Consider the following 26,418-nt stretch of genomic DNA (forward strand, 5'->3'; position numbering starts at 1 on the left):
GAGACGACATGGACACGACCGACACCGGACCGATCACCCCCACCGACACGTCGAAGAAGGATCGCCGCGACCTGTGGGCGTCGATCGCGGTCTTCGCCCTCACCGGCGGCGTCGTCCTCTACACCTACGTCACCCGGCTACTCCACGAACTGAACGCCGGGATCGTCACAGCGCGTGTCGAGTTCGATGAACCCCAGACCCTCACATCGCTAGGGGGTGTCGCGATGCAACTGGGGTCCCCGTCCACCCTCGAAGTGCCGACCGACGCGCTCTCCCCCGTCACCGTGGGCTTCCTCCGCAGTGCAGAGGGACTGCAGACGCTCGGCTATCTGGCCATACTGGCGCTTCTGAGCTGGATGGTGGCGCGGTTCGTGCGGGGCCGGATGTTCGACCGTCTCGCAGTTCGACTCGTCTGGATCGCGTCCCTCACCGGAATCGCCGCGATCCTCGTTCCTCAGATGCCCCGGACTCTCGGCACCAACATGTTGCTGCGCGATGTGGAGGCTCGGGACATGCTCGACTTCGCAGGGCTCGGGCCTGAATTCTGGTACGGCTACGTGTTTTGCATGGCGCTCTCGGCAGTGGCCATCGCGCTGCGCATCGGAAGCCGCATGGCCCGGGACAACGAGGGCCTCATCTGATGCCCCCCGAAACAGAGCATGCCGTCCGCTGCCACCTCGACACACTGCTCGCCGACCGAGGTATGACGTTGGCGCAGTTGGCCGACGAGGTGGGGGTGAGCGTCGTCAATCTCTCTGTGCTCAAGAACGGGCGGGCGCGCGCCATTCGCTTCTCGACTCTCACCGCACTCTGCAGGGTTCTGAACTGTTCTGTGGGAGAGCTACTTTCGGTCGAGTGACGTACACACGGCGATGCCCGGGACCTTGTGGGTCCCGGGCATCGCTGCGTGGTCCGGCTATCAAGCCAGGGGCGCTCCTGTTGCTGCACGGACCTGCTCTTCGGTCACGCCCGGCGCGCACTCACGCAGGGCCAGACCATTGTCTGTCACGTCGATGACGGCAAGATTGGTGATGATCCGCTGCACCACACCCTCACCCGTCAGCGGAAGCGAGCACTTCTCGACGAGCTTCGGATTACCCTGCTTGTCGGTGTGCTCCATCAGCACGATCACCTTGCGGGCACCGTGCACCAGATCCATCGCACCGCCCATGCCCTTGACCATCTTGCCCGGCACCATCCAGTTCGCCAGATCACCGGTGGCCGAGACCTGCATACCACCGAGCACGGCAGTGTCGATGTGGCCGCCACGGATCATGCCGAAGCTCAACGACGAATCGAAGAACGCGGCACCAGGGTTGACCGTCACGGTCTCCTTGCCCGCATTGATCAGATCCGGGTCGATCTCGTCCTCGGTCGGATACCGGCCGGTGCCCAAAATCCCGTTCTCCGAATGCAGAGTCACCCGCACACCTTCGGGCAGGTAATTCGGGATCAGGGTCGGCAGGCCGATACCGAGGTTGACGTACTCGCCCGGCGACAGTTCTTGCGCTGCACGCGCCGCCATCTCGGTACGCGACCAGCCGAGCGTCTCCACAACAGCAGTCATGCTCAGACCACCTTTCCGGCGCTGACGGTGCGCTTCTCGATCTGCTTGTCCTGCATACCCGTATGGACGATGCGGCTGACGAAGACCCCCGGAAGATGCACCTGCGCCGGATCGATCTCACCCGGTTCGACGAGCTCCTCGACCTGCACGATGCACACCTTGCCCGCCATCGCCGCCAGCGGATTGAAGTTCATCGCAGCCTTGTTGAACACCAGGTTGCCCTCGGTGTCGCCCTTGAGCGCGTGCACCAGCGAATAATCCGCGTTGATCGACTCTTCGAGCACGTACCGCTTGCCGCGGAACTCGCGGATCTCCTTCGCGGGCGACGCAATCTCCACGGAGCCGTCGGCCGCGTACCGCCACGGCAGACCACCCTCGGAGATCGGCGTGCCGACCCCCGCGGGAGTGAAGAACGCCGGAATCCCGGCACCACCGGCACGGAGCTTCTCGGCCAGGGTGCCTTGCGGTGTCAGCTCGACCTCGAGCTCACCCGAGAGATACTGCCGCGCGAACTCCTTGTTCTCACCGACGTACGACGCGGTGACCCGGCTGATCCGCTTCTCGCCGAGAAGAATTCCGAGTCCGTGCCCGTCGACGCCGCAGTTGTTGGAGAACACCTCGAAGTCGGTGGCGTCACCCGCAGCGATCGCCTTGATCAGCTCATCGGGGATACCCGACAAACCGAAGCCGCCGACGGCGAGCGACGCACCCGAGGGGATATCGGCGACCGCGTCGTCCGCGGTAGCGAAAACCTTGCTCACTTGCTGTCCCCTGTGGCGGGCAGGATGCGGTTGCGCACCTCACCGAAACCGATACGCGAACCGTTCGGTCCAGGAGCGGTAGCGGAGATGGAGATTTCGTCGCCATCCTCGAGGAAGGTGCGAGTCTCGTCACCGACCTGGACGGGTTCTGCTCCGCCCCAGGTGAGTTCGATGAACGCACCGCGTTGATCCTTCTCCGTGCCGGAGATGGTGCCGGAGCCGAACAGGTCGCCGGTGCGGGTCGCGGCACCGTTGACCGCGGTGTGCGCAAGCATCTGCGCGGGCGACCAGTACATCTGCGCATACGGCGGCCGCGACACGATGTGTCCGTTCCACTCGACCGCGAGATCGATGTCCAGCCCCCACTTCTCGGCGCCTTTCAGGTACGGCAGCGGTTCGGGGTCCTGAACCGGGGTGTCGATGCGCGCGGCCTCGAGCGCGGCGATCGGCACGACCCACGGTGAGATCGACGTCGCGAACGACTTGCCGAGGTTCGGTCCGAGCGGCACGTACTCCCATGCCTGGATGTCGCGTGCCGACCAGTCGTTGAGGATCACGGCACCGAAGCAATGCTCGGCGAAGTCGTCGGGAGCGATCTGTTCGCCCATCTTCGAGCCTGTACCGACGATGAAGCCCATCTCGGCTTCGATGTCGAGCCGGATCGACGGGCCGTACACGGGCGCTTCGTCATTCGGGCCCTTGCGCTGACCGCACGGACGCACGATATCGACACCCGAGGTCACGACGGTCGACGAGCGACCGTGGTAGCCGACCGGCAGGTGCTTCCAGTTCGGCATGAGCGGGTCGGGGTTCTGGGGACGGAACAACCGGCCCAGGTTCGATGCGTGATTCTCCGACGCATAGAAATCGACGTAGTCGGCGACCTCGATCGGCATGTGCAGCGTGACGTCGGTAACCGGGAAGACGGCGTCGTCGGCAATATCGCCGGCGATCGTCTGCTTGATGGTGGCGCGCACCTCGTCCCAGCGCGCACGTCCCTGTGCCATGAAGGCGTTGAGGGTCGGCTCGGCGAAGACAACATCGTCTTCGAACACGCGACTCAGGTCGAGAACCGAATCCCCCACGCGCACACCGACACGCGGCTCCGAATCAGCGGTGGAGAAGATGCCGTAGGGCAGGTTGTCGGGTCCGAAGAGCGAGTCGTCCGGGATTGCAATGGTGGTCATTCGTGCGTTCCTTCGCTGATCGGGGATACGGTCGACGGTGCGAGGCCGAGGTCGAGCAGGTCGGTGAGCGGGTCGGCGATACTGCAGGTTCCGTACGAGCGGAACATGCTGCGTACCTCGGCGGCGCGCTCCTCGGACAGGTTCTTCAGGCGTGACGCAAGCGCGGCACCGTCACGGTCGGCGAGCACCTCGGCGATGGCTGCGTTGTCTCCGCCGCCCAGCGCTACGGCGACCGCAGCAAGGATGTTCAGGAAGCCGTGCTGCTCGAAACCGGTTTCGGGGTCGGTGTTGCGCACCGCGTGATGCAGTCCCGCGGTGGCCTTGAACGGCACACCCGAGGACACAACCGTGCGGATCGCGTCGGCCAATTCCGCTTCGTCCGGGTATGCCTCGGCAACGATGCCTCCGGTACGGAACTTCGCCGAGTACGGCGTCTGTGCGAGGCGAGCCAGGATGTCCGGGCGACGCTCGTCGCGGGGCACCTCGACGAATACGCTGAGTTCCGGGTTGGCCGAAGAGATCTCGCCGAGCGCGGCAAAGAGTTCGTCGACCGTCTGTTCAGCGGGGACGGCGATCTCGAGAGCAGTGACAGACACGGAATCGAGTGTCGCGGCCTTCGCCAGGGCGGGTGCGACCGCATCGGTGCCGGCGGGCACCGTCAGGCTCAGCTCGAGCTCTCCGGTATACGGCTCCTGCGCGAGCAGCTCGGCGAGCTCACCGAGACGCCCGGCGGGGAACACGAACGACCCGACGAGCGGCGCGTGATCGGCAGCAGTGTGGACGGCGTGCGCAGGGACCGCGTCCGCGATCGGGGCATTTCCAGGTGGGAAGAGTGCGGCGTCGTCACACAACTGCGTGAGCAGAGGGCCGAATGTTGTCACTTGGATGCCTCCCTGTTGCGGTTCCAGCTGCCGGCATACGCGGCGTCCTCGCACGCGAGGGCGCCTTCGCCGAGTTCGAGGGGGCGGAAGGTGTCGACCATGACAGCGAGTTCGTCGAAGAACTCGGCCCCGATGCTGCGTTCGTACGCACCGGGCTGCGGGCCGTGAGCGTGGCCGCCGGGATGGACCGAGATGGAACCCTGTCCGATACCCGAACCCTTACGGGCCTCGTAGTCGCCACCCACGTAGAACATGACCTCGTCGGAGTCGACGTTCGAGTGGTAGTAGGGCACCGGGATCGACAGCGGGTGGTAATCCACCTTGCGGGGAACGAAGTTGCAGATCACGAAGTTGTTGCCCTCGAACGACTGGTGCGCCGGCGGCGGCTGGTGCACCCGGCCGGTGATCGGCTCGTAGTCGTGGATCGAGAACGTGTACGGGTACAGGCAGCCATCCCATCCGACGACGTCGAACGGATGGTTCGGCATGAGGTAGCGGGTACCGACGATGCCGTGGGAGGTGCGGTGCTTGACGAGCACCTCGACATTTTCCTCCTCGACGATCAGCGGCTCGGTGGGGCCGTGCAGGTCGCGTTCGCAGAAGGGGGCATTCTCGAGGAACTGGCCGAACTTCGACAGGTAGCGCTTCGGCGGCACGATGTGGCTGTTTGCCTCGATCGTGTAGGCGCGCAGTGGCTCGTCGCCCGTCGGTACCCAGCGGTGCGTGGTGGCCATGGGCAGCAGCACGTAGTCGCCGGGCTCGGCCTCGAGCGTGCCGAACACGGTTTCGACGTTCGCGGTGCCCGACTCGACGTAGACCATTTCGTCACCCACCACGTTGCGGTAGAGCGGCGACGGCTTCTTGGACACGGCGTACGAGATGCGCACGTCGGAGTTGCCGAGGATCATGCGGCGGCCGGTGACGACATCGGTGTCGTTCCAGACGCTCTCCGGGAACAGATCGTGCAGCTTCAGGTGCCGCGGCTTGAGCGGATGGTTCGGCGTCGTGGTCTGGTCCGGGACCTTCCACTCGGTGGCGTCCACGATCGCCGACGGAATGTACTTGTGGTACAGCAGCGCGGAGTCCGACGAGAAACCTTCCTCACCCATCAGCTCCTCGTAGTAGAGGTTGCCGTTGTCGTCGCGGTGCTGGGTGTGACGCTTGGGCGGGATGACGCCGAGCTGTCGGTAGAAAGCCATAGTTCAGCTCCTCGGAAATGATGAATCGGGCTGCGCGGGGTCTCTGCCGCCGCCGGGGTTAGTAAATACATTAACTAATTGGAGAGCGTGAGCGCAACCACAGGGATCGAGTTGTCGTGAATCAGTTGCGTCCGCGCACGTCGAACTGGCTCCGGTTGGTGATGAGCTTGTTCAGCAGCATCACGAGAATCTGCTGCTCAGCGTCGCTGAGGACGTCCACCCACGCGAGTTCGCGCTCGTTCTGCGCACCGAAGGCCTCGACGATTTCCTTCTCGCCGGCCTTGGTCAGCGACAGCTGCACCGAACGCGCATCGTGGCTGACGGGCGTCTTCTCCAGAACATTGGCTTCGACCAGTGGTTTAGCGAGATTCGACACGGCCGCACGACTCATCCCGGTCAGCCTCGCCGCCACGTTCGGCTCGATGGGACCGGCCAGCCAGATCACGAACATCAGGCGATACGCCGACCACGAGCGTCCGCGCGGGCGGTGCACGCTCGATTCGAGGTCGTAGGTGACGATGTCCGACGCCCGGTTCAACGTGAGCAACACTTCGGTCGCGCTGCGGTGATGGTCGCCGAACTTGCTGTTCAGACGCTCCTGCGCGAGTTCGACGAAGGACCAGTAGTCGAGGTCGCGGGGTGCGGACATGCGGCCACAGTACCGCAGACCGCGAGCTTGTTCACACATTTATCATCTGCTGAACAACGAGCGCCGACACCCACATCGGGTGCCGGCGCTCGCTCGGAACATGTCCGACGTCAGTCGGTCGGCAACTCGATGCCCTTGGTCTCCTTGATGAGGAAGACCGCCACCAAGGTCAGTAGCGCCGTGAACACGAAGTACCCGGCCGGAGCCAGCGAGTTCCCGGTGACATCGATCAGCCACGTGGCGATGAACGGTGCGGTGCCGCCCAGGCACATGTTCGTGACGTTGTTACCGAGTGCGATACCGCTGTACCGCACCGACGCCTTCAGCATCTCGACATAGACGACGAAGGAGGCGCCGTTGACGACCGACACACAGATGAACAACACCGACTGACCGAGAACGGCCTGCCACAGGGTTCCGCCCGCCATCAGCATGAACATCGGGACGCCGAGCACCGCCGCAGCGAGGCTACCGGCGAACAACACCGGCTTACGTCCGTACTTGTCGGCCATGTAACCGGAGATCGGCAGGGTGATCACGCCCAGGACCAGCGCGAGGGACGTCGACAGGAACGCCGCCGACGACGTCTGTCCACCTTCGGTCTGCAAGTACGTCGCCGCGTAGACAGACGCGACGTAATAGCCGCCGACGATGAGTGCCCCGAGCATGATGATCTTGACGACGCTTCCGCCCGACGTCTTCAGGAGTTCCACGACGGGCAGCTTCTTCGTTTCGCCATTCTCCGCCATCTCCTCGAACTGCGGGGTGTCCTCGAGGTGATTACGGATCCAGACACCGATGACACCGATCACGACACTGAGCAGGAACGGGATGCGCCAAGCCCACTCGAGGATCTGCTCCTCCGAGAAGGTCGACGTGATACCGAGTGCGACGAGAGATGCCATCAGTGAACCGAGGTACGTGCCGGAGTTGACCATCGAGGTCTGCGTCGCACGCCACCGTGCCGGCGCGGACTCGGACACGAACGCGTTGGCACCTCCGAGCTCACCACCCGCTGCGAAGCCCTGCAGACAGCGGGCCAGTACGAGCAGGACGGTTGCCCACACGCCGAGGGTGGCGTAGGTGGGCATCAGGCCCATGGCCGCCGTCGCCACCACCATCAGCAGGATGGTCCACGACAGGGCGGTCTTACGTCCGTACCTGTCGCCGATGTGACCGAAGACGATGCCGCCGGGCACCCGCAGGAAGAAGGCCACCGCGAAGGCTGCGAAGGTCCCCAGCAGAGCGGCCGTGTCGTTCTCCGAGACGAAGAACAGCGTGGCAACCATCGTTGCCATGTAGCCGTAGATACCGAAGTCGTAGTACTCGACGATGGTGCCCACGACCGCCGCGCGGATGACCGTGGCCGTCGACTGCGTCTTCGGTGCGGGGTCTGCGTGCGGCGGCCTTTCCGCGGCCGTTGCCGCGTCGGATCCAAGCATGGTGTGTCCTTAGTGGTTCGGGGGGACAGGCGGGCGTCAGACGCCGGCTGTCCCGAGTTCAGACGGCGGCGTGGAGCCGACGGAGGACGCCCGTGCCGCGTTGCGGCCGGCGATGCGCCCCATGGTCAATGCGTTGGCGACGGCGTTTCCGCCACCCACATAGCGGAGGCCGAGGATCCCGGCTCCCGCTTCTCCGGCCGCATACAGGCCGGGGACGACGTTCCCGATCGTGTCGAGAACTTCGGCGTTCTGATTGATCTCGAGCCCCGCGTGCGTACAGACCAGTTCGGCGGGCAGCATACGCACCGCGTAGAACGGTCCGCGAGCGACCGGGTCGGGGGCGGAGGTCGAGCCCTTGTTCGCAAGTGTCCGGTGACGAAGGAAATCGTCGTCCACACCGTGGGGAAGCTGGGCGTTCCACCGGTCCACCGTGGCCACCAACGCAGCACCAGGTACGTCGATCAGCTTTGCGAGGCCCTCGAGGGTGTCGGCGCGCACAGTACGCCCCGCGTCGGCTTCCGCTGCGATGCGGTCGGCATCCCAGTCCGCGTAACCGGCGGGAAGCTCGGTGCGCGCCTTCTCATCGAAGATCGCCCACACGGGCCCGTCCTGCGCGTCCATCAGGCCGCCGGACACGGCATAGGACGCGTCCTCGTCCATGAACCGGCGCCCCGCCTTGTTGACGTAGATCCGCGACTTGGGCGGGAAACCCGCCTGCCAGTGGTGGTAACGCTGGAAATAGGCGGTGGGCATGGTCAAGCCCCAGTTCTCGCCGACAACCGCGGAGTCGACCTGCTCGCCGAACCCGAAGTGATCGCCTCGGCTGCCGGCCGCGGCGACGACGAACAACGAATCGCGTGCGGCGAGAGGATACGGATAGTACTGCTCGAGCAATTCCGGGTTCTGCGCAAATCCTCCCGAGGCGACGACGACCGCGTGGGCCCGTACCTCGATGTCGTCGGCGACAACACCGACGACCCGGCCGTCCTCGACGAGCAGACGCTGCACCCGGGTGCCGAGGATCGCCTCGACCCCGTGCGAGCGACGCGCTCGATCGAGTGTCTGCACAAGCCCGTATCCCTGGTCCTTCGGCACATGGCCGCGCCACACGTCCTCCACACCGGCCTGGCACAGACCCGGCATGTGCGCATTCGACGACACCCGCGCAGGGATCTCCACCCCGAGTTCCAGGAGCCACTCGAGGGTGGGGCCTGCGTTCTCGCAGAACGCCCGAACCAGGCCCGGCGCGAGGATCCAGTGGTTGAGATCCATGTAATGCTGGAAGAACTTGTCGGCGGAGTCCTCGATGCCGAGACCGGCCTGCACGCTGGTTCCCGCCGCCGTGAAGAGCCCGGCCGACAACTGCGTCGACCCGCCCAGTTCGGTTTCGGATTCGAACAGCAGAACACTCGCCCCTGCCTCGGCGGCAGATACCGCCGCTGCGAGCCCTGCCCCGCCGCCGCCGATCACCACGACGTCGATGATGTCGTCGCTCATGACAGTTGATCTCCCGTCTCCGCGATGATGCGGTGGTAGAGGCCGTTGGAGGTCATTCCGCCGTCGACGGTGACTTCACTGCCGGTCATGTAGGTGGACCGGTCGGACAGCAGGAACATGACAGCGTCGGTGACCTCGTCGACCGTCGCCATCCGCCCGAACGGAACGCTATCCAGCGCGGCGCCGACGAACGCGTCGGCACCTCCCAGCAGCGACGTTCCGACGAGCCCTGGATGCACCGAGTTCACTCGGATTCCCCACTTCGCGAAGTTGCCTGCGGCCGATTTGGACAGGCCCCGCACTCCCCATTTGCTCGAAGAGTAGGCCGGGGAGAAGTAACCGATCTGCCCGGAAATCGAGGAGATGTTGACGATGGATCCACCGCCGCTGTCGCGCATGAGGGGTGCTACAGCCTTCATCCCGTAGAAGGGACCGAACAGATTGATGCGCATCGTGGCTTCCCAGACGTCGTCCGGGGTGTCCATGAACTCGAGCCGCCGCGAGATCCCCGCGTTGTTGACCAGTCCGTCGAGTGTGCCCTTGCGTGAACGGATCTCGTCCACCACCCGGGCCCACGATGCCGGGTCGGCGACGTCGAGTGTGTGGGCCGACGCCGAGCCTCCCGCAGTTTCGATCTCCTCGACGACCGCCGAGGTATCCGCCACGTCGGCCAGGCACACATGGGCGCCGCGAGCCGCGAGCACACGGGAGTGGTTGGCACCCATGCCCGCAGCTGCTCCGGTGATGAGGACGACCGACGGGTACGTCACGGTTTCCAGGACCGGATCAGACATGGCGTGAGCCACCGTCGACCGCGATCGAGTGGCCCGTGACGTAGCGGGCGCTGTCGGACAGCAGGAACAGCAGCGGCCCGAAGACCTCTTCCGGCGAGCCCAGACGGTGCAGCGGCACGACGTCGAGTGCGTGCTTCAGCGCTGCCGGATCCTCCTGCACCCAGCGGGTCATCTCGGTGTCGATGTAGCCCGGAGCGATCGAGTTGACACGAATTCCCTTGTCGCCGAATTCGACTGCGAGCGACTCGGTGAGGTGCGCGACGGCAGCCTTCGACGCGCAGTAGGCACCGCGACCCTTGCGCACGCGCAACGCCGACACCGACGACATGTTGACGATCGCGCTGCCCGGCTGCATGTGCCGCGCCGCGGCCTGCGCACCGAAGAGCACACCCTCGACGTTGACGTCGAGCGTTGCCGAGATCTGCTCCTTCGAGATCTCGTCGGCGAGCGCGAACGGGAAGATGCCCGCGTTGTTGATCCAGAAGTCGATCCAGCCGAATTCCTGCAGCGCAACCTGAGCGAGCGCCTCGTGCTCGGCCGGGTCGGTGACGTCGATGCGCGCACCGACCACGATGCCGGGGGTCGCGGCGAGGGACTCGGCTGCGAGTTCGGCATTGATCTGCTCGGCGGTCTCCTTCATCTGGACGTCGTTTATGTCGCCGCCGACGACGTTGACGCCGCGCGACGCGAGTCCGCGGGCGAACTGCGCGCCCATTCCGCGTGCGGCACCGGTGACGACAGCGACCTTGCCTGCCATTTCCGGGTACTGCGCGACGATCTGCGCGGTGACGGTGCGACCCGGGTTCTGGGTATCAGCGGACATAAGGGAATTCCTCCGTTGGTGCGAATCTGAAAACGGTGCCGGCGACGCAGTGACTCAGGCGTCGTCGCGAGTAACGGTGCGGCGGTGGATGAGCCACGAGCCCTCGAGTTGTACGAGCAGGTCGTCGATCGTGGTGAATCGAACGAGCCGCGATTGTCCGCCGCGCGCGGTGGCGACGATCTGCAGGTACGCCCGGGCACGCAGGGTGTCGTCGTCGACTCGGTCGACGGCCACGTTGGTGACGACGTGGCGATGCACCTCGCCGGCCTCGGCAGCCGTGACGTAGAAGCGGCCGGCGAATGCTTCGAGGTCGTCCGTGCCGCAGACGGGTGCCGGATAGCTCGGCGAGCAGAACTCACCGTCGGGTGTGAACGTCTCCGCCCACGCCCGCGCCGAGCCACCGTCGATGAGATGGCTCTGCCGTCCGTAGAGCTGGTGGATCTGCGCGAGCAGCGCCGCGTCGACACCGTTGTCAATGCGTGTCATGTAGTGGGAACCCATTCGTATCTGTGCGATAATCGCACTCAATGTGCGATTAATGGTAATGCTAGGTGTTACAGTTCACAGACGTCAAGGAGGTACCGGGAAAGATGACCCAAATGCAGGATGAGGCTGCGCCTACACGAGGGATCGACTTGCCGCGAGTCGAACCCGATTCGGGCATGTCGAAGACCTTGCACAACGGGCTCGAAATCCTCGAACTGCTGGCAGCGCACCCGAACGGGTTGTCGGTCAGCGAGATCGCCGAGGGCATCGGTGTCCACCGAACCGTCGCCCACCGATTGATCCGAACCCTCGAGGCTCATCGGCTGTGCCGACGCGACGATTACAAGCGGATCTCACTGGGAGCCGGATTGGTCACGCTCTCCGAATCCGTCGAGCAGGATCTCCGCACGCTCGCACGTCCGATCCTCGAGGATCTCGCCGACACCGTGGAGGCCACCGCGCACCTCGTCGTCCGCGAATCGGATACCACCGTCCGAGCAATGATGGTGATCGAGCCGCGACGATCACAGGTCCACATCGCTTTTCGACCCGGACAGGTCCATCCTGTCGATCGCGGATCCGCAGGCCTTGCGATCCTGGCATCGCTACCGCCTGCCCCGGACGAGCGCCCTGAGGTCGAGCAGGCACGCCGGCTCGGTTATGCGGTCTCGGCGGGCGAGGTCGTCTCCACCACCATCGGTATCTCCGCCGGCGTACGGGGTCGCCCCGGAGGGGCGCAGGCCGCGGTCGGCGTCTCGGTGTTCACCGCGGCCGACGAGAAGCGGATCGGCGCAGCGGTGGCGGCGGCAGCGAAATCACTCGGGGACATCCTGCGCTGAGCTGTATCCACCATCAGCGATGTCCGACTGTCGGTCGGGCTGCGGGGCACGCGTGCCCCGCATGGCCCAGCGTCACGCCTCCGAGTCGCCCTCGGTAGCGGCTCGTGCCGGATCGACCAGGCGGCGCATTCCTGCATTGAAAACTGCGGCATCCGGCATGAGGTCTCCGGCAAGCAGGAGCAGACCGGCGCCTTGATCCAGCGCAGCCAGTAGCTTGCCGACATCCGAGACAGCAAGCGCCTCTCCCTCGGGACGGGCCTCCTGAGCAATCGCATCGTAGTGGCCGAGGACTGCCGTGAGGCGCTGATGCAGCTGCGGAGCGAGCGCCTCGTCACGGGCGGCGCTGGCGATGAACTCCAGCGTGGCCAGCGCGAAACCCTGCGTTGCCTGCAATGGGTAGCCCTCTCGTTCCGCCAGCTCCATGCCGGTCGAGGCCGGGTTGGTCGGCTGTTCGAACGGATTTCTCGAGTCGGCTCCTGCCAGCTCCAGGTTCTGATCCATGACTGCCAGGAACAGGGCGGACTTGCCGTCGAAGTTCGAGTACACGGCGCCTTTCGAGAACCCGGCCTCGCGCGCGATCCGATCCAGGCTCGCCGCGTGATAGCCGTCCTCTGCGAACACCCCGCGCGCCGCGAAGATCAGCGCCTCGCGCGTCTGCTGCTGTCGATCCCGCCGAGAGAGTGGGACGCGAAGTTGTGTCATGCCTCCAAGAGTAGAACGCGGACACGATTGACATACCATCAGTATCCCAATACCGTCAGTATTGATATTCCGACGGTATCCGAGGAGCTGTATGAATGCCGACGTATTGCGCATCACCGGTCTCACGCGACGCTATGGACACATCGCCGCGAACGACGACATCTCACTTCGCATCCGCTCCGGGGAAGTCGTGGGCCTGCTGGGCCACAACGGCGCGGGCAAGACCACGCTGGTCTCCCAGGTGGTCGGTCTGCTGAAACCCGACGTCGGCGAGATCCGGGTGGGACACACCGACGCTGTGCAGAATCCGGGCGCCGCACGCAGGCACGTGGCCCTGCAACCGCAGGCACAAGCACCCATCGACGGACTCACCCCGCGTTCGGCGATCGAAATCGCAGGCCGCATCCGCGGGCTCTCATCCCGCGATGCCCGTGCGGTCGCCACCGACCTGGCCGAGGAGCTCGATATCGGCCCCTGGCTGGACCAGCGTGCCCTGCCCGAGGGTGGCGGCCTGTCCGGCGGGATCCGGCGACTGACGGGTTTCGCCATGGCCGTGGCGAAACCCACCCCGCTCCTCATCCTGGATGAACCCACCAATGACATCGACGCTTCCCGGCGGCGCCTGCTCTGGGATGCAGTGCGCCGCCGCGGCGATCTTGGCAGCGGCGTCCTGCTGGTCACTCACAACGTCGCCGAGGCCGAGCGGATCGTGGACGAGCTGGTCATCCTCAATCGAGGCCGGCTGGTCGCCGACGGATCGCCCGGGCGTCTGAGGGGAACCCAGGACAGCGACCTGCGCCTGGAACTGCAGCTGACGCCTGACGGAACGGACCCGACCGAGAAGGACCTGCCCCTGCCGGTGCTGCGCCGGGTCAGAACCGGACGGCGCATACTGCTCACCGTTGCTGCAGACGAGGCGGCGAATGCCGTCGCATGGGCCACCGCCCAACGCGCCAACGACCGGATCGAGGGTTTCTCGCTCGCGCCGGCGACACTCGAGGACGCGTACCTGGCCCTCACAGCACAACCTGGCCGTGCAACCGACACCATCCCCAATGCCACACCGACCGGCCAGGAGGCAACCGATGCATGAGACAACCGCCGCCCCAACGATGGCCCCCGATCTGCAACTCGGGCCGATCGCTCCGGTCCAGGTGAGCCTGTGGAACAGTTTTCGCACCATGATGCGCTGGTCACTGGCATCGATCGGAGCGATGCTGCCGCTCATCGTCATCATCCAATCCATGCTTGCCGCCGGGATCGTCGTCGGGTTCGGCTTCCTGATTCCCGACATCTCTCCCGACAGCGCACTTTTCCTGTCCTCCGGCGCGCCGACGATTCTGCTGCTGACCATCGGTCTGGTCATCGTTCCGCAGGGAGTCTCCCGCGCCAGGGCTACCGGCGCGTTGGACTATCAACGCGCACTACCGGTTTCGCGGCCGCTGCTGCTGATTGTCGACCTCACGGTGTGGACGCTCATCGCGCTACCCGGGGTAGCGATCGGGCTCCTCGTAGCGTCAGTGCGCTACGACCTGACCTTCTCCTTCGACTGGCCGTTGCTCATCCTTGCCTCGCTGTTGGTGACGACGATGGCCACCGCCGTGGGGCACGCGATCGCGGTGACCTTGCCTTCGATGCTGGCTCAACTCGTTTCACAGGTGCTGGTGTTCTTCGTCCTGCTGTTCTCGCCGATCACATTCCCGGCAAGCCAGCTGCCGGACTGGTTCCAAACGTTGCACGTCATCCTGCCCATCCAGCCCGCCGCAAATCTCTTGCGGGCCGGGATTGCGTCCGAAGTCTTCACGGCCGAGGGACGCGACCTCCTTGTTCTGGCGCTTTGGACGGCGCTCGGCCTGCTGGTCACGACGCGTGCGCTGGTGCGACGGAAGTGAACTGCGGGTAGGTGTGTACGAGGCCAACGCGTCGTGCACGGCGACATCGGTGAACGCGGGCAGGACCCCGGTAGCGTCCATCGCCTCGCGGCCGCGCCGACGGTGGCAGGTCATCAGGGTGAACAACGACGTCGAGGCCGAATGCAGCCAGTGCAGCCTGCCGGCGGCGCGGAATCCGGTCTCGTCGAAGTGCGCTACCGGCGCGGCCGTGATCCGTTCGGCCGCGGCGGCGGTGAATCCGTCGAGGTCGTCTCCACCACCATCGGCATCTCCGCCGGTGTCCCTCGCCGCGTCGGCGGGGCACAGGCAGCGGTAGGTGTCTCGGTCTTCGATGCCACCGACGAAGCACGGATCGGTGCCGCGGTGGCGGCATCAGCGAGATCTCTCGGAGAGCTCCTGCACTGAGACACGATGAGTACGCTGCCCGTATCCGGAATGATGTCGCGATCTGCGGACGAAGGGATATCGCGCATGCGCGTCGCACTCGTACTCACCACTGCTGCCGCACTGGTTCTGACCGCCTGCGGAACCTCGGACGAATCGACCGGCCCCGAGTCGGGCAACGGCGCGGAGGGCGCCTTTCCTGTCGAGGTCACCGACAAATACGGCACCGTCACCATCGAGGAACAGCCCGAACGGATCGTGACGGTGGGCTTCAACGACCAAGACTTCGTCCTCGCACTCGGCCAGGTGCCGGTGGGCACCCGCGAATACATGGGATTCGACTATCAGAACCGCCCGTGGGCTCAGGAGCAGCTCGACGGGCAGGAGATTCCCGAGGTCGGCGGGCTCGAGGTCAACGCCGAGCAGGTGGCCGCGCTCGATCCCGACCTGATCCTCGGCACCTACTCGGTGCTCGAACCGGACCAGTACGACACGCTGTCCCAGATCGCACCGATGGTGGGCGATCTCGAAGCCAGCGACGGCACCTCCACTCCGTCGTGGCAGGAACAACTCGCGGCGATCGGCGACGCGATGGGCGCGCGTGGAGAAGCCGAGCAACTCCGCGCCGACGTCGAACAGGATTTCAGAGACGCGGTGGAAGCCAACCCCCGGTTCGAGGGTCGTACTGCCGCTGTTGCGCTGCACATGGACGACGGATCGTTCTACATCCTCGAGGCCGGGGACCCGCGCAATCGGTTCTTCTCCGATCTCGGTTTCGCGACCCCAGCGGTCACCGGCGAAGTCGGCCCCGAACGCTACGACCTGCTCGACCAGGAAAACCTCATCGTCGTGGGCGCGACGGCCGAAACGCTGGCAGACGACGAACTCTTCCGATCGCTGGACGTGGTGAGTTCCGACCGTACCGTCTACCTCGGCGAGTTCGGTACCACCGCGCCTGCGGCGCTCGGATTCGCGAGCCCACTCAGTCTGCCGTACCTGATCGACGCAGTACTCCCGTCGCTCGTAGCGGCGACCGACGACGATCCCGCGACCGTCGTCCCTGCCGTCGAGGAATGAGCGATCAGCGAGAGCGGAGAACCTTCCACCAACCGTCGCCGATCTCCCACACCGCCACCCCGATGGCAACGACGATGACGATGGTGTTCGCTGCGCGCATCGAGTCGCCGGTGTCGCCGAACGCCGCCTCGAAGTAGTCCGGCTGGAACAGCCGGTCGACCGACGCCAGCCAGACCAGCGGGATGGTGAACAGCAGGTTGAGCACGGTGTTGACGACAGCGAGCGTGACGGTCCAGTGCCCCACTGCATACTTGACGACCTCGAACACGGCGCTGAGCACGAGCACCGCGATAAGCGCGGGTAGCCAGAACGACCATAGATCGGGGTCGAGGATCGGGATCGAGGATCCGTCGGCGTACCTGTAGGCCGAGAAGTTGCGCTGCAGGAACACTACCGCGAGCCCGACGACGAGAAACGCAATCGTCCACACGGTGTCGCCGAGAGACACGCCACGGTTCGTGTCCGTCTCCGGAAGCCTCTCGACCGTCCATTCGCCGGTGAGGTGTCCGCGTCGATGACCGTTGCGCTCCAGGACGGCGAAGACCAGCGTCGTCCAGAACACGATCTGCAGCGCAACCACCGCGGCTGTCCAGATACCCGATGCAATCGCCTCCCCCGGGGATGCGCCGTCGAGTAGGTCGAGGACCAGCACGACGACACCGGGAATCGGCGCGATCCACAGCAGAACCGAGAGCAGCCGTCTCCAGTCGAGGTAGAGACCGGGCCCGATCAGATACAGCGGGCGCTCGAGGTATTCGGCCGCCAACCGGTCGGGATCGCCGAGTTCGGTGAGCACCTCGGTCTCGGCGTCCACCGGGTCGGCGCCGGATTCGACCCGCGCATCGACAGCATCGGCGATAGAACCGCGCAGTTCACGATCGATGTCGTCGCGCTTGCCGGCGGGGATTCTGCGCAACGTCGTAGCGACATAACGATCGGTGAGTGTCATCGCGCATCTCCTTCGGTGTGGGAATCGATCGTCCTCAGGCTGCGCCCGAGAGCGGTCCACTCGTCGAGCAGAACCCCCGCAAGCCGCCCCCCTGCCTCGGAGGTCCGATAGAACTTGCGTGGACGCGCCTCATCGGTGTTCCACTCGCTGACGAGAAGGCCCTGCTTCTCGAGGCGCCGCAACAACGGATAGAGGGTGTTGGCATCGACGGCGACGCCCGCAGCGGCCAGCGCTTCGAGCAGGCCGTAGCCGTAGCCGGGGGTGCGCAACATCAGAAGGCTCGCGACGACGACGGAACCTCGTCGCACTTCTTGGCTGTGGCCGGTGGAGATCTCGGGGTCGATCACACGTCACACGATAGTGTGTGTCGCACACTATCGCAACGGACACAGACCCCGACCCGGAAAGGCATTCCTCAGAACTGGTATCCGAGGCGGACGTCGTCGACGATCCGCGGCCGATCCAACGTCGACGGCTCCATCTCGCGAGGTTGTCGATCGAGCGGGAACGCCGACGCCGCCGCGAGGGTCGCGGAGTCGAGGAACCTCCGCGGCGCAGCATTCGCCGACAGCGCCGGTATCGGAGGTGGACCGGCCTGAGCGACGACGAATCCCCAGTCACCGAAACTCGGCACGTGCACGTGATAGGGGGTGGTGCCCAGACCCGCCGATCTCACCGTCGAGACCGTCCTCCAGTAGGCGTGCGGAGTCGAGAACGGACTCCCCGACTGCACCGTCATCAAGCCGTCGGGGTTCAGCGCCGACGCCACCAGTCCGTAGAACTCCATCGAGTACAGACGCCCCAGCGCGGGAGTGTCCGGGTCGGGCATATCGACGACGATCGCGTCGAAGCCGGGACCGGTGTACTCGCGCAACCACCGGAACGCATCGTCGACGACCACCTCCACCCGGTCATCCAGCAGCGCCCCACCGTTGAGCGCGACCAGCCGGGTGTTCGCGAGGTCGAGGACCGTCGGATCGAGTTCCACCTGCACGACCTCCTGCACATGCGGATGGCGCAGGATCTCCCGCGCGGCGAGACCGTCGCCGCCCCCGAGAACGAGGACACGGGCGGGGTCGCGTGCGAGCGCCGGATACACCAGGGTCTCCGTGTAGCGATGCTCGTCGCGGCTCGAAAACTGCAGATCACCATCGAGATACAGGCGCACATCGTTGCCGCGCTCGGTCAGCACGATCTCCTGATACTGCGAGCGCTGCGCATACACCACCGGATCAGGGTAGAGCCGTTGCCGCGATGTGGTCTCGATATCGGACGAGCGCAGCAGCAGGATCGCCAGCACGGTGGCGGCGAGCAGCAGCACCACCAACGACAACGCCCGGGTCACCGGTCGCAGGTGCCCCCGCAGGAGGAACAACGCCGCGACGGCCGCCGCAGCCAGATTCACCATCCCGGTCAGCGCTGCACCGCGGATCATCCCGGCCGCGGGTAGCAACAACAGTGGCCACGCCAGGCCACCGATCAGCGCGCCCGCGTAGTCTGCCGCGTTGAGATTCGCAAGCACCTTCCCGGTGTCGCGAGCATCTGCAGTACGGCCGGTCTGCATCAAGGTCATGAGCAGGGGCACTTCGGCGCCCACGAGCATTCCGATCGCCGCTGTTGCGACGACGAGCACCCACGTCGACGACCCGACGAACGTGAACGCCACGTACAGCACAGTTGCGCTCAGTCCGCCGATCAGGCCGAGCGCGACTTCCACTCCGATGAATGCCGGTGCGGCGTGCGGCAACAACGGTTTGGCGGCGAGCGCACCCAATCCGAGGGCAGCGACGAATCCCGCCACGATCAGGGAAGTCTGGGTGATGCCGCCGCCGGTCAAACTCACCGAGAGGGTAAGCAGTGCAAGCTCGTACACCAGACCGCACGCGGCACATGCGGCCACCGCCACGAGCAGTATCACGCGGGTCCGGCGACCAAGGGCCGGGCCGCTCGAATCCACGGCGACAGTGGTCACCTCGGCTGCAGGATCACGAGTAGCCACCGGTTCACGACAGCGCGACCGCGTTGACCAGCCCCACCGACAGCAACGTGATCGCCACAGCCCACGCGGCACCGCTCATGTGCGGCTCGGCGACGAGTGCCGTGATCCTCCCCGGCAGCACACGGTTCATGATGAGCAACGCCGCCGCCTGCAACAGCACACCCACCAGGCCGTAGACGAGCGAGTCGGTGATCCCTTGCGCGAACCCGTCGGCACTGGTGGCGATCGCGGTCACCACGATGATGGCCAGTGCCAGATGGTTTGCGCCGAGCAGCAATGCGGCGTTGGGATTGCGGTCCACATACACCTGATGACGCAGGTTCCCAGGGGTCAGACCGTCAAGCACGGTGAATCCGAGCGCCAGAACACCCACGCCGATGATGAAGTAGATCAGCGTCCCGACCACCCCCTGCACAAGCAGGGACGGGTCGACGGTGCCGAGTTCGAGGTCGGCCGCCAGCAAGGTGACTCTCATATCGTCAAGGTTCCGATCTGCTGAGTTCGTTCGTCATTTCGCGCTCCCCGATCCACCGGAGGTGTTTCCTGCCGCCGGTGAACCGGGCGTGAAACCCGGCCCGAGGAACACGAATCCGCCGCTGCTGTAGCGGCCGTCGAGATCCTCGACAGTGATGGTGCTGCCTCCCCCGGACGCAGCGCCGACGGTGACGATGTCGTCGTTGTACCGGAGATACTCGTTGCCACCGTCCGCCTTCCGCGCCGCGGGATCGTCGTTCGCGACGATATCGGAGACCGTGGTTCCCACCGGATCGGGCGAGTAGTAGGTGTCGACATCCCCTGATCTGCCACGGTGCTCGTAGGTGTCGGCAATGTAATCGTGCACCTGACTGCCGCACCCCGCGGTCGCGAGCACAGCGACAACGAGCGCGAATCCGGCTGCCATCCGTCTCACGGCCGCCACCGGCTTTCGGTTTCGACGATCACACTCGAGTCGGCGTGGGGGTAGAGATGCCAGGTGCACCAATGCCATTCGCCCGAATCGGCGGCACCGGTGAGCACGGTGAGCGCGTCGCCGTCCCCCGGGAATCCCGCACACAACCAGCCCTGCCCCGACGACGCCGCGTCGCGGAGTTCCTCGGCTCGCCGGGCCAATTCGTCGCGCCGCACCGTGATTGCCCGGCTCCGGAAGCGGTAACCTCCGCGATCCTCACGATCGGGGAGCAGGCGGCCCCCCGAATCTACGGCATCGCATGAAACCTGCTCGGTGAGCATGTGTTCGCCCGATACAGCAGTGACCACGTGCGATGCCCCCAGTACGCCGAGAGTGAGTGTGCCCGCGGCAGAATCGGTCAGCTGCTCGGACACCAACGGCGTGGGCACGGGCGCATCGAGGACAAGTCCCAGCGCCGCGGCGGACACGTCACGCGGAGCGATATCCAGCATGTGGTGGCTCATCGGGCGGGGCCCGCGTGGATGACGGTCAGCTCACTGCGCGTGACCGTACGTCCCGTGGACACCTCCCACGACCCGCCGCGAGACCACCGCTCGAACGCGATCAGGCCGGTGCTGTCTGCGGTTGCATAATCCGCGTAGTCCATGGTGCCGCTCGGCGCCGTGCCGGTCGTTCCTTCCGCAGTGAATCGGGCGGTGCCCGCTTCGAGCTGACGGTGGACGCGGTCGTCGAGGACGACATCTCCTCCGGGCTCGAGGCCGGTGCCCTCACGTCGCATCCACAAGGTCATCTCGAGTTCGCCCTCGTCGTTCTCGACGGTGAGCCAGCGGCGACCGGTCGAACCGTCGAGCAGGTGCTCGTGCCAGCGATAGCCCTCCTCGTCGAGGGTCAGTGTGCCGCGCACCACGTGGTCGATACCCGCATACGTGATGATGTCGCCGACACCGATCGCGTAGGGATCCCACACTTCCGGGTAGTCGGTGAGCGGATCCACCCGCGCTGCAGGTGCAGACGGCTTACGGGTGCGGATCACCACGACGACAACGGCCACGACGAGGGCAACGATCAGCAGGACAAGCAGGACTTCGGTCATCGAGTACCCCAGGTCGACAGCAGTTCCGTTGCTCGACCCTACCGGCCGACGTGAGCCCCGACCCAGCCGTCCCGTCGTCGTGCCCTCGAGCACTTCGTCCCATTCATCGGACACAAATTCGCACACGCGTGTGCACAATCAATGGGTGAGTTCAACAGGTACCGTGACCGATCCCCACCGCAAGACGCTGCGGAGCCCCCGATTCTGGCTCGCACCGCTCGTCGTCGTCACCGCAGTGATGTCCGCGCTCGGCTACTTCTACCTCGCGAGCATGGTCAATCCATCGGAGAACCTGCGCGAGTTCCCCATGGCGATCGTCAACCAGGACGTCGGGGACGTGATGCCCGGCGACGAAGAACCGCGGAACCTCGGAAACGAGATCACCGCGGCGATCCTGGACGGCCTGGATCCGGAAGAGATCGACATGCAGGAGATGGGTATCTCCGCAGCCAACTCCGGCCTCGACAACGGGTCTTTGTACGGCGCGATCGTGATCCCCAGCGACTTCACCAAACGCACATCGATTCTCGCGCAGGGCAGCGTCGTGCCCGGCGACATCGAAAAGCCCGTCATCACGGTCTACTCGAATCCCCGGACCGGGACGTTCTCGACCGGCATCGTCGGCATCATCGGCGACACCGCCATGACCCAGGTCAACGAAACGGTGGGGGAGCAACTCACCACGCAGGTCACGAGCACCCTCGCCGAAACCGCACCCGACCTGCAGTTGTCGGGCGGAAGCCTCCTCACCCTCCAAGATCCGATCAACGTCCTGAACGTCGAACACAAACCGCTGCCCGACGGCACCGGCGCCGGTCTGTCCGCGTTCTACTTCACATTGCTGCTGATCCTCGCGGGGTTCACCGGCGCCACGATCGTCAACACCCTCGTCGACACCGCTCTCGGGTTCATCCCCACCGAATACGGACCGCTCTACATCAACAGAGAGACCACCCGGATGTCCCGTTTGACTGTGTTGTTCATCAAGTGGGGAATCATCGTCGTCCTGTCCCTGATCGTGTCCGCACTGTATCTGTGGATCGGCACGGCACTCGGCATGCCGGTGGCGCGCGCCCTGCTGATGTGGGAGTACGGGGCGCTCGCGATCAGCGCGGTCGGCATCACCTCGGTGTCGGTGATGTCCGTGTTCGGATCCGCAGGTCTGCTCGTGAACCTGTTCATCTTCATCGTGCTCGGGTTGCCCTCGTCCGGCGGCACGGTCCCGATCGAAGCGATGCCCAAGTTGTTCGAGTGGCTGTCGACGTTCGAGCCGATGCATCAGATCTACATCGCGACCCGCGCGATCCTCTACTTCGACGGCCACGGAGCTGCGGGATTGACGCACGGAGTCGCGATGACGTTCGTCGGGCTCGGTGTCGGCGTGGCGCTCGGCGGAATCGTGACGTGGCTGTACGACCGTCGAGGATTCCACCGCTCCATCGAACTGCTGGCGGGCAGCACCGCGTCTTCGGCCGATAGAGCAGACTAGGTCGGTGCGTGCCGTCGTCGTTCCCCATGCCTCCGAGATCGGGGGTGTACGCGGCGGCACCATCGCCCTGGTCGACGACGCGGGCACCCCGGTGAGCGACGCGCGAGACTGTCGCGATCTGGCCGCGACCGTCGCGGAAATCGAATCGGCCCGCAGCCCGCGCTGGGTGTGGACCTCCACTGCCACCGTGTACCCCGGTCTGCTGCGCGCCGGTGTTCGGGTACAGCGGTGTCACGACCTCGCGACCACCGCCGCGATCCTGAACACGCGCGACGGCATCCCACCAGAACCCATCGAAGAACCGGCCGATGAACGGCCGGGACTGTTCGACGCGGCGCCCGCCACCGACATCGCCGCCGTGATCGAGCGATTCGTCGAGCAGCGACGACGTACCGCCGTCGATCGTCGCCTCGACCTGCTCGTGGCAGCCGAATCCGCAGGCACGCTCACCGCCGCCGAAATGAGCTTCGATGGGTTGCCTTTCTCCGCCGAAGCGCACCGCGCACTGCTCGAGCGCACCCTCGGTCGACGTCCACTCGGTTACGAACTTCCCTCGCGGATCGCCGAGGTGGTCGCGGAGATCCAGCTCGTGTTCGGTCGGCCCGTGAATCCGGCGTCGCACGTCGAGGTGCTCGACGCCTTCCGCCGCGAGGGCATCGAGCTCACGTCGACCCGCAAGTACGTGCTGCGCGAACTCGACCATCCCGCGGTGCCGTTGCTGCTGCGACACCGCGACCTGTCGAAGCTCTACAGCACCAACGGGTGGAGTTGGCTCGACACCTGGGTGCACGACAACCGCTTCCGTCCCATCTACGTGCCGGGAGCAGTGGTCTCCGGACGGTGGGCGAGCCGCGGCGGTGGTGCATTGCAGATCCCCAAGGCATTGCGGTCGAGCGTGATCGCCGACCCCGGGCATACTTTCGTCATCGCCGACGCCGGGCAGCTCGAACCCCGCATCCTCGCCGCCATGTCGGGAGATCCCCGCATGGTCGGGGCCGCAGGGAGCGATGACCTGTACGCCCCGGTGGCGGCAACAGCATTCGGCGGCGACCGCGCGAAGGCGAAGGTCGCGGTGCTCGGCGTCCTGTACGGCGCGACCTCCGGAGATTCCCGCGCGCTGCTGGCGGTGCTGCGCAAGAGTTTTCCCGATGCGGTGGAGTTCGTCGAACGCGCAGCCCGCACCGGGGAACGCGGAGAGGTGGTGCAGTCGTGGCTCGGGCGTGCCTGTCCCCCATCCGAACCCGGCTTTCTCTCGCAGGGGGATGTGCGCGCACGCGGACGATTCACCCGAAACTTCGTCGTCCAGGCCACGGCGGCGGAATGGGCGCTGTGCGTGCTGGCGGAGCTTCGTCGCCGGCTCGCAGCGGCTCCGGATGGTCGCGACGGCGAGCTGGTGTTCTTCCAGCACGATGAGGTGGTGGTACACACCCGGAACCCCGATGCTGCGGCCGCGCACATCGAAGCTTCGGTCGAGGCAGCGACTCGGTTGATGTTCGGCGACACCGAAGTTCGATTCCCCATGTCGACGTCGATCCGGAACTGCTACGCCGACGAGCGCGACGCTCCCGAATTGTGAGCTTCGGGTCGAAGGCAAGTGTCCAGGTGGTGACGATCACGCAGCAGCGATGTCCTCTCCGCGACTCGCTGTCCAGAATCACTCTGAGACAACCTCGATACGCGAAGGGTGAGGTGCCAGTGGTGTGACGTTGATGGCCATGTAGGGAAACAGCGGTAGCTCCGACAGAAGCTGGTGCAGCTCTTCGTTGGACTCGACATCGAAGATCGAATAACTGGAGTACTCGCCCACGATCCGCCATAGGTACAGCCATTTTCCTGCGCGTTGCAACCTCTGGCTGTATGCCTTCTCCTCGGATACGAGCTTTCCTCTGGCTTCGGAGGAAACATCGGGCGGGATGTGCACATCGATACGAACGTGGAACAACATTGAGGATCTCCTTGACTGTGATCGCATCAGTGTCGAACCTCGATGGCCCGACACATGAACGCGATGCTCGGTAAATGCCGCGACAAAGATAGAATCTTCTACTTTTCAGACGGTCCAGAGGTCGGCGAGTGTCATGCACCTACCGATACGCACTACACCGTATGCCACGAAATCGTCGAAGAACGCTCAGTGGTGTCAGGTCGCAGCGATCGAAAACTATTGGGCACCAAGCTCTGGTGTCAAACTCTCGTCGGGGCCGTCACAATTGTGCGCAAGGTGTGCGTGTCTACGGAACCGGCTCGACGCCGCGCCGACGGCGCCGTAGGACCCTGATCGATCTCACGCTGACTCGACCGATGAACTCGGGGGTGCACTCAGAACAACGGGCTGGAATCGATCGCTGCACAGCGAACTATTACGCTGTCGTATCAGGCCCTGGAGATGGATTTGGTAGTCGTGTAGGCTACAATTCCCTCGCGGCCGAGCTCTCTACCGTATCCACTACATTTGACACCGCCGAATGGAGCAAGCGGGTCCATGACGTAGCCGTGGTTGATGCCGAAGGTCCCCGTCCGAACGTCCGACGCGACAACAGCTGCACGGTCGAGATCGCCGGTGAACACCGATCCGGCCAACCCGTAGTCGGAGTCGTTGGCAATCGCGATGGCCTCCTCCTCGTCGCGGTAGTCGATGACGGTGAGTACCGGGCCGAAAATCTCCTCACGGGCGATGCGCATCGCGTTGGTGGCTTTGGTGAACAGCGTCGGCTGAACGTACCAACCTCTGGCCAACCCCTTCGGCGGCGTTGCACCGCCTGTCACGATGCGGGCGCCCTCGCGTCGGCCGAGGCCGATATAGCCGGCAACGCGTTCTTGCTGCTTTCGGGTTACCAGCGGCCCGATATCGGTTGCAGGATCAGCCGGGTCTCCGATGCGAAGGGAGTTGATCGCGGCGACGAGGGCATCGACGAATTCGGCACTACGACGCGCAGGTACCAGGATGCGTGTCAGCGCGTTGCAGACCTGGCCGCTGTTGGCGAGGCTTGCGGTGACAATTGCGGATGCCACGGCTACCGGGTCGGCATCGTCGAGCACGATGGCCGCCGATTTCCCGCCGAGCTCGAGGCTGACAGGTCTGAGATCGCGCCCGCACGCCTCGGCGATCCGGCGTCCCACAGCAGTCGAGCCGGTGAAGGTGACTTTGTCGACGTTGCCGTTGCGTACGAGGGCATCCCCGGCCTCGGCTCCGCCCGATACGACATTGAGGACGCCGGCGGGCAGACCTGCTTCCTGCATCAGTTCAGCAAACAACAATGCATCCATAGGCGTTTCAGGCGCCGATTTCAGGACGACAGTGCACCCTGCGAGCAGGGCGGGTACAACTTTCGCAGTGATCAGGAATTGTGGCATGTTCCATGGCACGATCGCGGCAACGACCCCGACCGGTTCCCTCCGGACCTCGATGTCGTTGCCGTACAGTCCGGGTCGTAATTCGGCGAACGGGTACCGGGCGGCTATCGTGCAGAACGCCGATGTCATCATCATCGGAATTCGGACATGCGCTCGTGTGGCGAAGGTGATGGGCGCACCCATTTCCGCTGAGATCAGTGAGGCCATCCCCCCGCGATGCTGCTTGTAGAGTTCGACGAATCGGATCAGGACTGCGGCGCGTTCGGCCGGCGTCATTTTCGGCCACGGTCCACTGTCGAACGCAGTGCGGGCAGCACCGACAGCACGATCGATGTCTTCAGGGCCGGCGGCAGCCACCCTCGCGATGACCTTCTCAGTGTGCGGCGAGGTGACTGCGAACAATGCCCCGCTCTCAGCAGGCATCCAGGAGCCGTTGATGAACAA

At 65.1% G+C, this 26,418-nt stretch carries 30 protein-coding genes and 1 pseudogene; 9 read left to right on the plus strand and 22 right to left on the minus strand.

Translation table 11 applies throughout. The annotated features are described in order from the left end of the window. Positions 1-8 precede the first annotated feature (8 nt). Entirely contained in the window at positions 9-641 is a 633-nt protein-coding gene (locus ACTDXD_RS08115; RefSeq protein ID WP_440126556.1) for a hypothetical protein, read from the plus strand. Further along, a complete protein-coding gene (locus tag ACTDXD_RS08120; RefSeq protein WP_440126557.1) occupies positions 641-859 on the plus strand; it encodes a helix-turn-helix domain-containing protein in 219 nt (72 codons plus the stop codon). The genes ACTDXD_RS08115 and ACTDXD_RS08120 overlap by 1 nt, the downstream gene beginning before the upstream one ends. A 60-nt stretch (positions 860-919) precedes the next feature. On the opposite strand, the gene ACTDXD_RS08125 is transcribed toward ACTDXD_RS08120, so the two are convergent. From ACTDXD_RS08125 to ACTDXD_RS08175, 11 genes are all read right to left on the minus strand, one after another. Then, the gene (locus tag ACTDXD_RS08125; RefSeq protein ID WP_440126558.1) at positions 920-1,567 is read right to left on the minus strand and encodes a CoA transferase subunit B; all 648 of its coding nucleotides are present in this window, start codon (positions 1,565-1,567) and stop codon (positions 920-922) included. A 2-nt stretch (positions 1,568-1,569) separates the two neighbouring features. Continuing rightward, positions 1,570-2,328 carry a CoA transferase subunit A gene (locus ACTDXD_RS08130; protein WP_440126559.1) on the minus strand — a complete coding sequence of 253 codons (759 nt, stop codon included), beginning with the start codon at positions 2,326-2,328 and terminating at the stop codon, positions 1,570-1,572. After that, positions 2,325-3,515 carry a fumarylacetoacetase gene (gene fahA, locus ACTDXD_RS08135; protein WP_440126560.1) on the minus strand — a complete coding sequence of 397 codons (1,191 nt, stop codon included), beginning with the start codon at positions 3,513-3,515 and terminating at the stop codon, positions 2,325-2,327. Before fahA ends, ACTDXD_RS08130 begins: the two co-directional genes overlap by 4 nt. Continuing rightward, the gene (locus ACTDXD_RS08140) at positions 3,512-4,396 is read right to left on the minus strand and encodes a hypothetical protein (RefSeq protein ID WP_440126561.1); all 885 of its coding nucleotides are present in this window, start codon (positions 4,394-4,396) and stop codon (positions 3,512-3,514) included. The genes fahA and ACTDXD_RS08140 overlap by 4 nt, the downstream gene beginning before the upstream one ends. Next, positions 4,393-5,595: a homogentisate 1,2-dioxygenase gene (locus ACTDXD_RS08145; RefSeq protein ID WP_440126562.1), complete on the minus strand. Its 1,203-nt coding sequence runs from the start codon at positions 5,593-5,595 to the stop codon at positions 4,393-4,395. Before ACTDXD_RS08145 ends, ACTDXD_RS08140 begins: the two co-directional genes overlap by 4 nt. Positions 5,596-5,716: 121 nt before the next feature. After that, complete coding sequence (locus tag ACTDXD_RS08150; RefSeq protein ID WP_440126563.1) at positions 5,717-6,244, minus strand: MarR family winged helix-turn-helix transcriptional regulator; 528 nt, start codon at positions 6,242-6,244, stop codon at positions 5,717-5,719. Between the two features lie 110 nt (positions 6,245-6,354). Continuing rightward, on the minus strand, positions 6,355-7,686 hold the full coding sequence (locus tag ACTDXD_RS08155; protein WP_440126564.1) for an MFS transporter: 1,332 nt from the start codon (positions 7,684-7,686) through the stop codon (positions 6,355-6,357). Between the two features lie 36 nt (positions 7,687-7,722). Continuing rightward, positions 7,723-9,183 carry an FAD-dependent oxidoreductase gene (locus tag ACTDXD_RS08160; protein WP_440126565.1) on the minus strand — a complete coding sequence of 487 codons (1,461 nt, stop codon included), beginning with the start codon at positions 9,181-9,183 and terminating at the stop codon, positions 7,723-7,725. Then, a complete protein-coding gene (locus ACTDXD_RS08165) occupies positions 9,180-9,977 on the minus strand; it encodes an SDR family NAD(P)-dependent oxidoreductase (protein ID WP_440126566.1) in 798 nt (265 codons plus the stop codon). Before ACTDXD_RS08165 ends, ACTDXD_RS08160 begins: the two co-directional genes overlap by 4 nt. Beyond that, positions 9,970-10,800, minus strand: a complete 831-nt coding sequence (locus ACTDXD_RS08170; RefSeq protein WP_169690911.1) for an SDR family NAD(P)-dependent oxidoreductase — start codon at positions 10,798-10,800, stop codon at positions 9,970-9,972. The genes ACTDXD_RS08165 and ACTDXD_RS08170 overlap by 8 nt, the downstream gene beginning before the upstream one ends. 54 nt (positions 10,801-10,854) lie before the next feature. Next, positions 10,855-11,286 (minus strand): nuclear transport factor 2 family protein, encoded by a 432-nt coding sequence (locus ACTDXD_RS08175; protein WP_440126567.1) that lies wholly within the window; start codon positions 11,284-11,286, stop codon positions 10,855-10,857. A 176-nt stretch (positions 11,287-11,462) separates the two neighbouring features. Between ACTDXD_RS08175 and ACTDXD_RS08180 the strand changes: the two genes are divergently transcribed. Further along, on the plus strand, positions 11,463-12,125 hold the full coding sequence (locus tag ACTDXD_RS08180; protein WP_440127586.1) for an IclR family transcriptional regulator: 663 nt from the start codon (positions 11,463-11,465) through the stop codon (positions 12,123-12,125). A 72-nt stretch (positions 12,126-12,197) separates the two neighbouring features. Here the strand turns inward: ACTDXD_RS08180 and ACTDXD_RS08185 are convergent, their stop codons facing one another. Continuing rightward, the gene (locus tag ACTDXD_RS08185) at positions 12,198-12,827 is read right to left on the minus strand and encodes a TetR/AcrR family transcriptional regulator (protein WP_440126568.1); all 630 of its coding nucleotides are present in this window, start codon (positions 12,825-12,827) and stop codon (positions 12,198-12,200) included. 91 nt (positions 12,828-12,918) lie between these two features. On the opposite strand from ACTDXD_RS08185, the gene ACTDXD_RS08190 reads away from it, so the two are divergent. Beyond that, complete coding sequence (locus ACTDXD_RS08190) at positions 12,919-13,920, plus strand: ABC transporter ATP-binding protein (RefSeq protein ID WP_440126569.1); 1,002 nt, start codon at positions 12,919-12,921, stop codon at positions 13,918-13,920. A 19-nt stretch (positions 13,921-13,939) separates the two neighbouring features. Beyond that, entirely contained in the window at positions 13,940-14,719 is a 780-nt protein-coding gene (locus ACTDXD_RS08195) for an ABC transporter permease (RefSeq protein WP_440126570.1), read from the plus strand. Positions 14,720-14,788: 69 nt separating this feature from the next. Here the strand turns inward: ACTDXD_RS08195 and ACTDXD_RS08200 are convergent. Further along, a pseudogene (locus ACTDXD_RS08200) lies at positions 14,789-14,932 on the minus strand (hypothetical protein); the annotation flags it as partial. On the opposite strand from ACTDXD_RS08200, the gene ACTDXD_RS08205 reads away from it, so the two are divergent. Beyond that, positions 14,861-15,124 (plus strand): hypothetical protein, encoded by a 264-nt coding sequence (locus ACTDXD_RS08205; protein WP_440126571.1) that lies wholly within the window; start codon positions 14,861-14,863, stop codon positions 15,122-15,124. The pseudogene ACTDXD_RS08200 and the gene ACTDXD_RS08205 sit on opposite strands and share 72 nt — an antisense overlap. Positions 15,125-15,190: 66 nt before the next feature. Next, positions 15,191-16,180 carry an ABC transporter substrate-binding protein gene (locus ACTDXD_RS08210; protein ID WP_440126572.1) on the plus strand — a complete coding sequence of 330 codons (990 nt, stop codon included), beginning with the start codon at positions 15,191-15,193 and terminating at the stop codon, positions 16,178-16,180. A 4-nt stretch (positions 16,181-16,184) separates the two neighbouring features. On the opposite strand, the gene ACTDXD_RS08215 is transcribed toward ACTDXD_RS08210, so the two are convergent. The 7 genes from ACTDXD_RS08215 to ACTDXD_RS08245 all read right to left on the minus strand — a co-directional run bounded on the left by ACTDXD_RS08215 (position 16,185) and on the right by ACTDXD_RS08245 (position 21,131). Next, positions 16,185-17,129, minus strand: coding sequence for a permease prefix domain 1-containing protein (locus tag ACTDXD_RS08215; protein ID WP_440126573.1), 945 nt, complete (start codon positions 17,127-17,129; stop codon positions 16,185-16,187). Beyond that, entirely contained in the window at positions 17,126-17,476 is a 351-nt protein-coding gene (locus ACTDXD_RS08220; protein WP_440126574.1) for a PadR family transcriptional regulator, read from the minus strand. Before ACTDXD_RS08220 ends, ACTDXD_RS08215 begins: the two co-directional genes overlap by 4 nt. Before the next feature lie 68 nt (positions 17,477-17,544). Beyond that, positions 17,545-19,101, minus strand: coding sequence for a polyamine aminopropyltransferase (locus tag ACTDXD_RS08225; RefSeq protein WP_440127587.1), 1,557 nt, complete (start codon positions 19,099-19,101; stop codon positions 17,545-17,547). A gap of 31 nt (positions 19,102-19,132) precedes the next feature. Continuing rightward, positions 19,133-19,603 carry a DUF350 domain-containing protein gene (locus ACTDXD_RS08230; RefSeq protein WP_440126575.1) on the minus strand — a complete coding sequence of 157 codons (471 nt, stop codon included), beginning with the start codon at positions 19,601-19,603 and terminating at the stop codon, positions 19,133-19,135. 33 nt (positions 19,604-19,636) lie between these two features. Beyond that, positions 19,637-20,047 carry a DUF4247 domain-containing protein gene (locus ACTDXD_RS08235; protein WP_440126576.1) on the minus strand — a complete coding sequence of 137 codons (411 nt, stop codon included), beginning with the start codon at positions 20,045-20,047 and terminating at the stop codon, positions 19,637-19,639. Beyond that, positions 20,035-20,541 carry a DUF2617 family protein gene (locus ACTDXD_RS08240; RefSeq protein ID WP_440126577.1) on the minus strand — a complete coding sequence of 169 codons (507 nt, stop codon included), beginning with the start codon at positions 20,539-20,541 and terminating at the stop codon, positions 20,035-20,037. Before ACTDXD_RS08240 ends, ACTDXD_RS08235 begins: the two co-directional genes overlap by 13 nt. Then, positions 20,538-21,131 carry a DUF4178 domain-containing protein gene (locus tag ACTDXD_RS08245; RefSeq protein ID WP_440126578.1) on the minus strand — a complete coding sequence of 198 codons (594 nt, stop codon included), beginning with the start codon at positions 21,129-21,131 and terminating at the stop codon, positions 20,538-20,540. Before ACTDXD_RS08245 ends, ACTDXD_RS08240 begins: the two co-directional genes overlap by 4 nt. A 145-nt stretch (positions 21,132-21,276) precedes the next feature. Here ACTDXD_RS08245 and ACTDXD_RS08250 point away from each other — a divergent pair, with 145 nt between their 5' ends. After that, positions 21,277-22,620: a YhgE/Pip domain-containing protein gene (locus ACTDXD_RS08250; protein WP_440126579.1), complete on the plus strand. Its 1,344-nt coding sequence runs from the start codon at positions 21,277-21,279 to the stop codon at positions 22,618-22,620. 4 nt (positions 22,621-22,624) lie between these two features. Next, positions 22,625-24,196, plus strand: a complete 1,572-nt coding sequence (locus ACTDXD_RS08255) for a bifunctional 3'-5' exonuclease/DNA polymerase (protein ID WP_440126580.1) — start codon at positions 22,625-22,627, stop codon at positions 24,194-24,196. 78 nt (positions 24,197-24,274) lie between these two features. On the opposite strand, the gene catC is transcribed toward ACTDXD_RS08255, so the two are convergent. Next, positions 24,275-24,565: a muconolactone Delta-isomerase gene (gene catC, locus ACTDXD_RS08260; RefSeq protein WP_440126581.1), complete on the minus strand. Its 291-nt coding sequence runs from the start codon at positions 24,563-24,565 to the stop codon at positions 24,275-24,277. A 428-nt stretch (positions 24,566-24,993) separates the two neighbouring features. After that, entirely contained in the window at positions 24,994-26,397 is a 1,404-nt protein-coding gene (locus ACTDXD_RS08265) for an aldehyde dehydrogenase (RefSeq protein WP_440127588.1), read from the minus strand. Between the last annotated feature and the right edge of the window lie 21 nt (positions 26,398-26,418).

The sequence above is a fragment of the Rhodococcus sp. SJ-3 genome, assembly GCF_051918125.1.
Lineage (GTDB): Bacteria > Actinomycetota > Actinomycetes > Mycobacteriales > Mycobacteriaceae > Rhodococcus.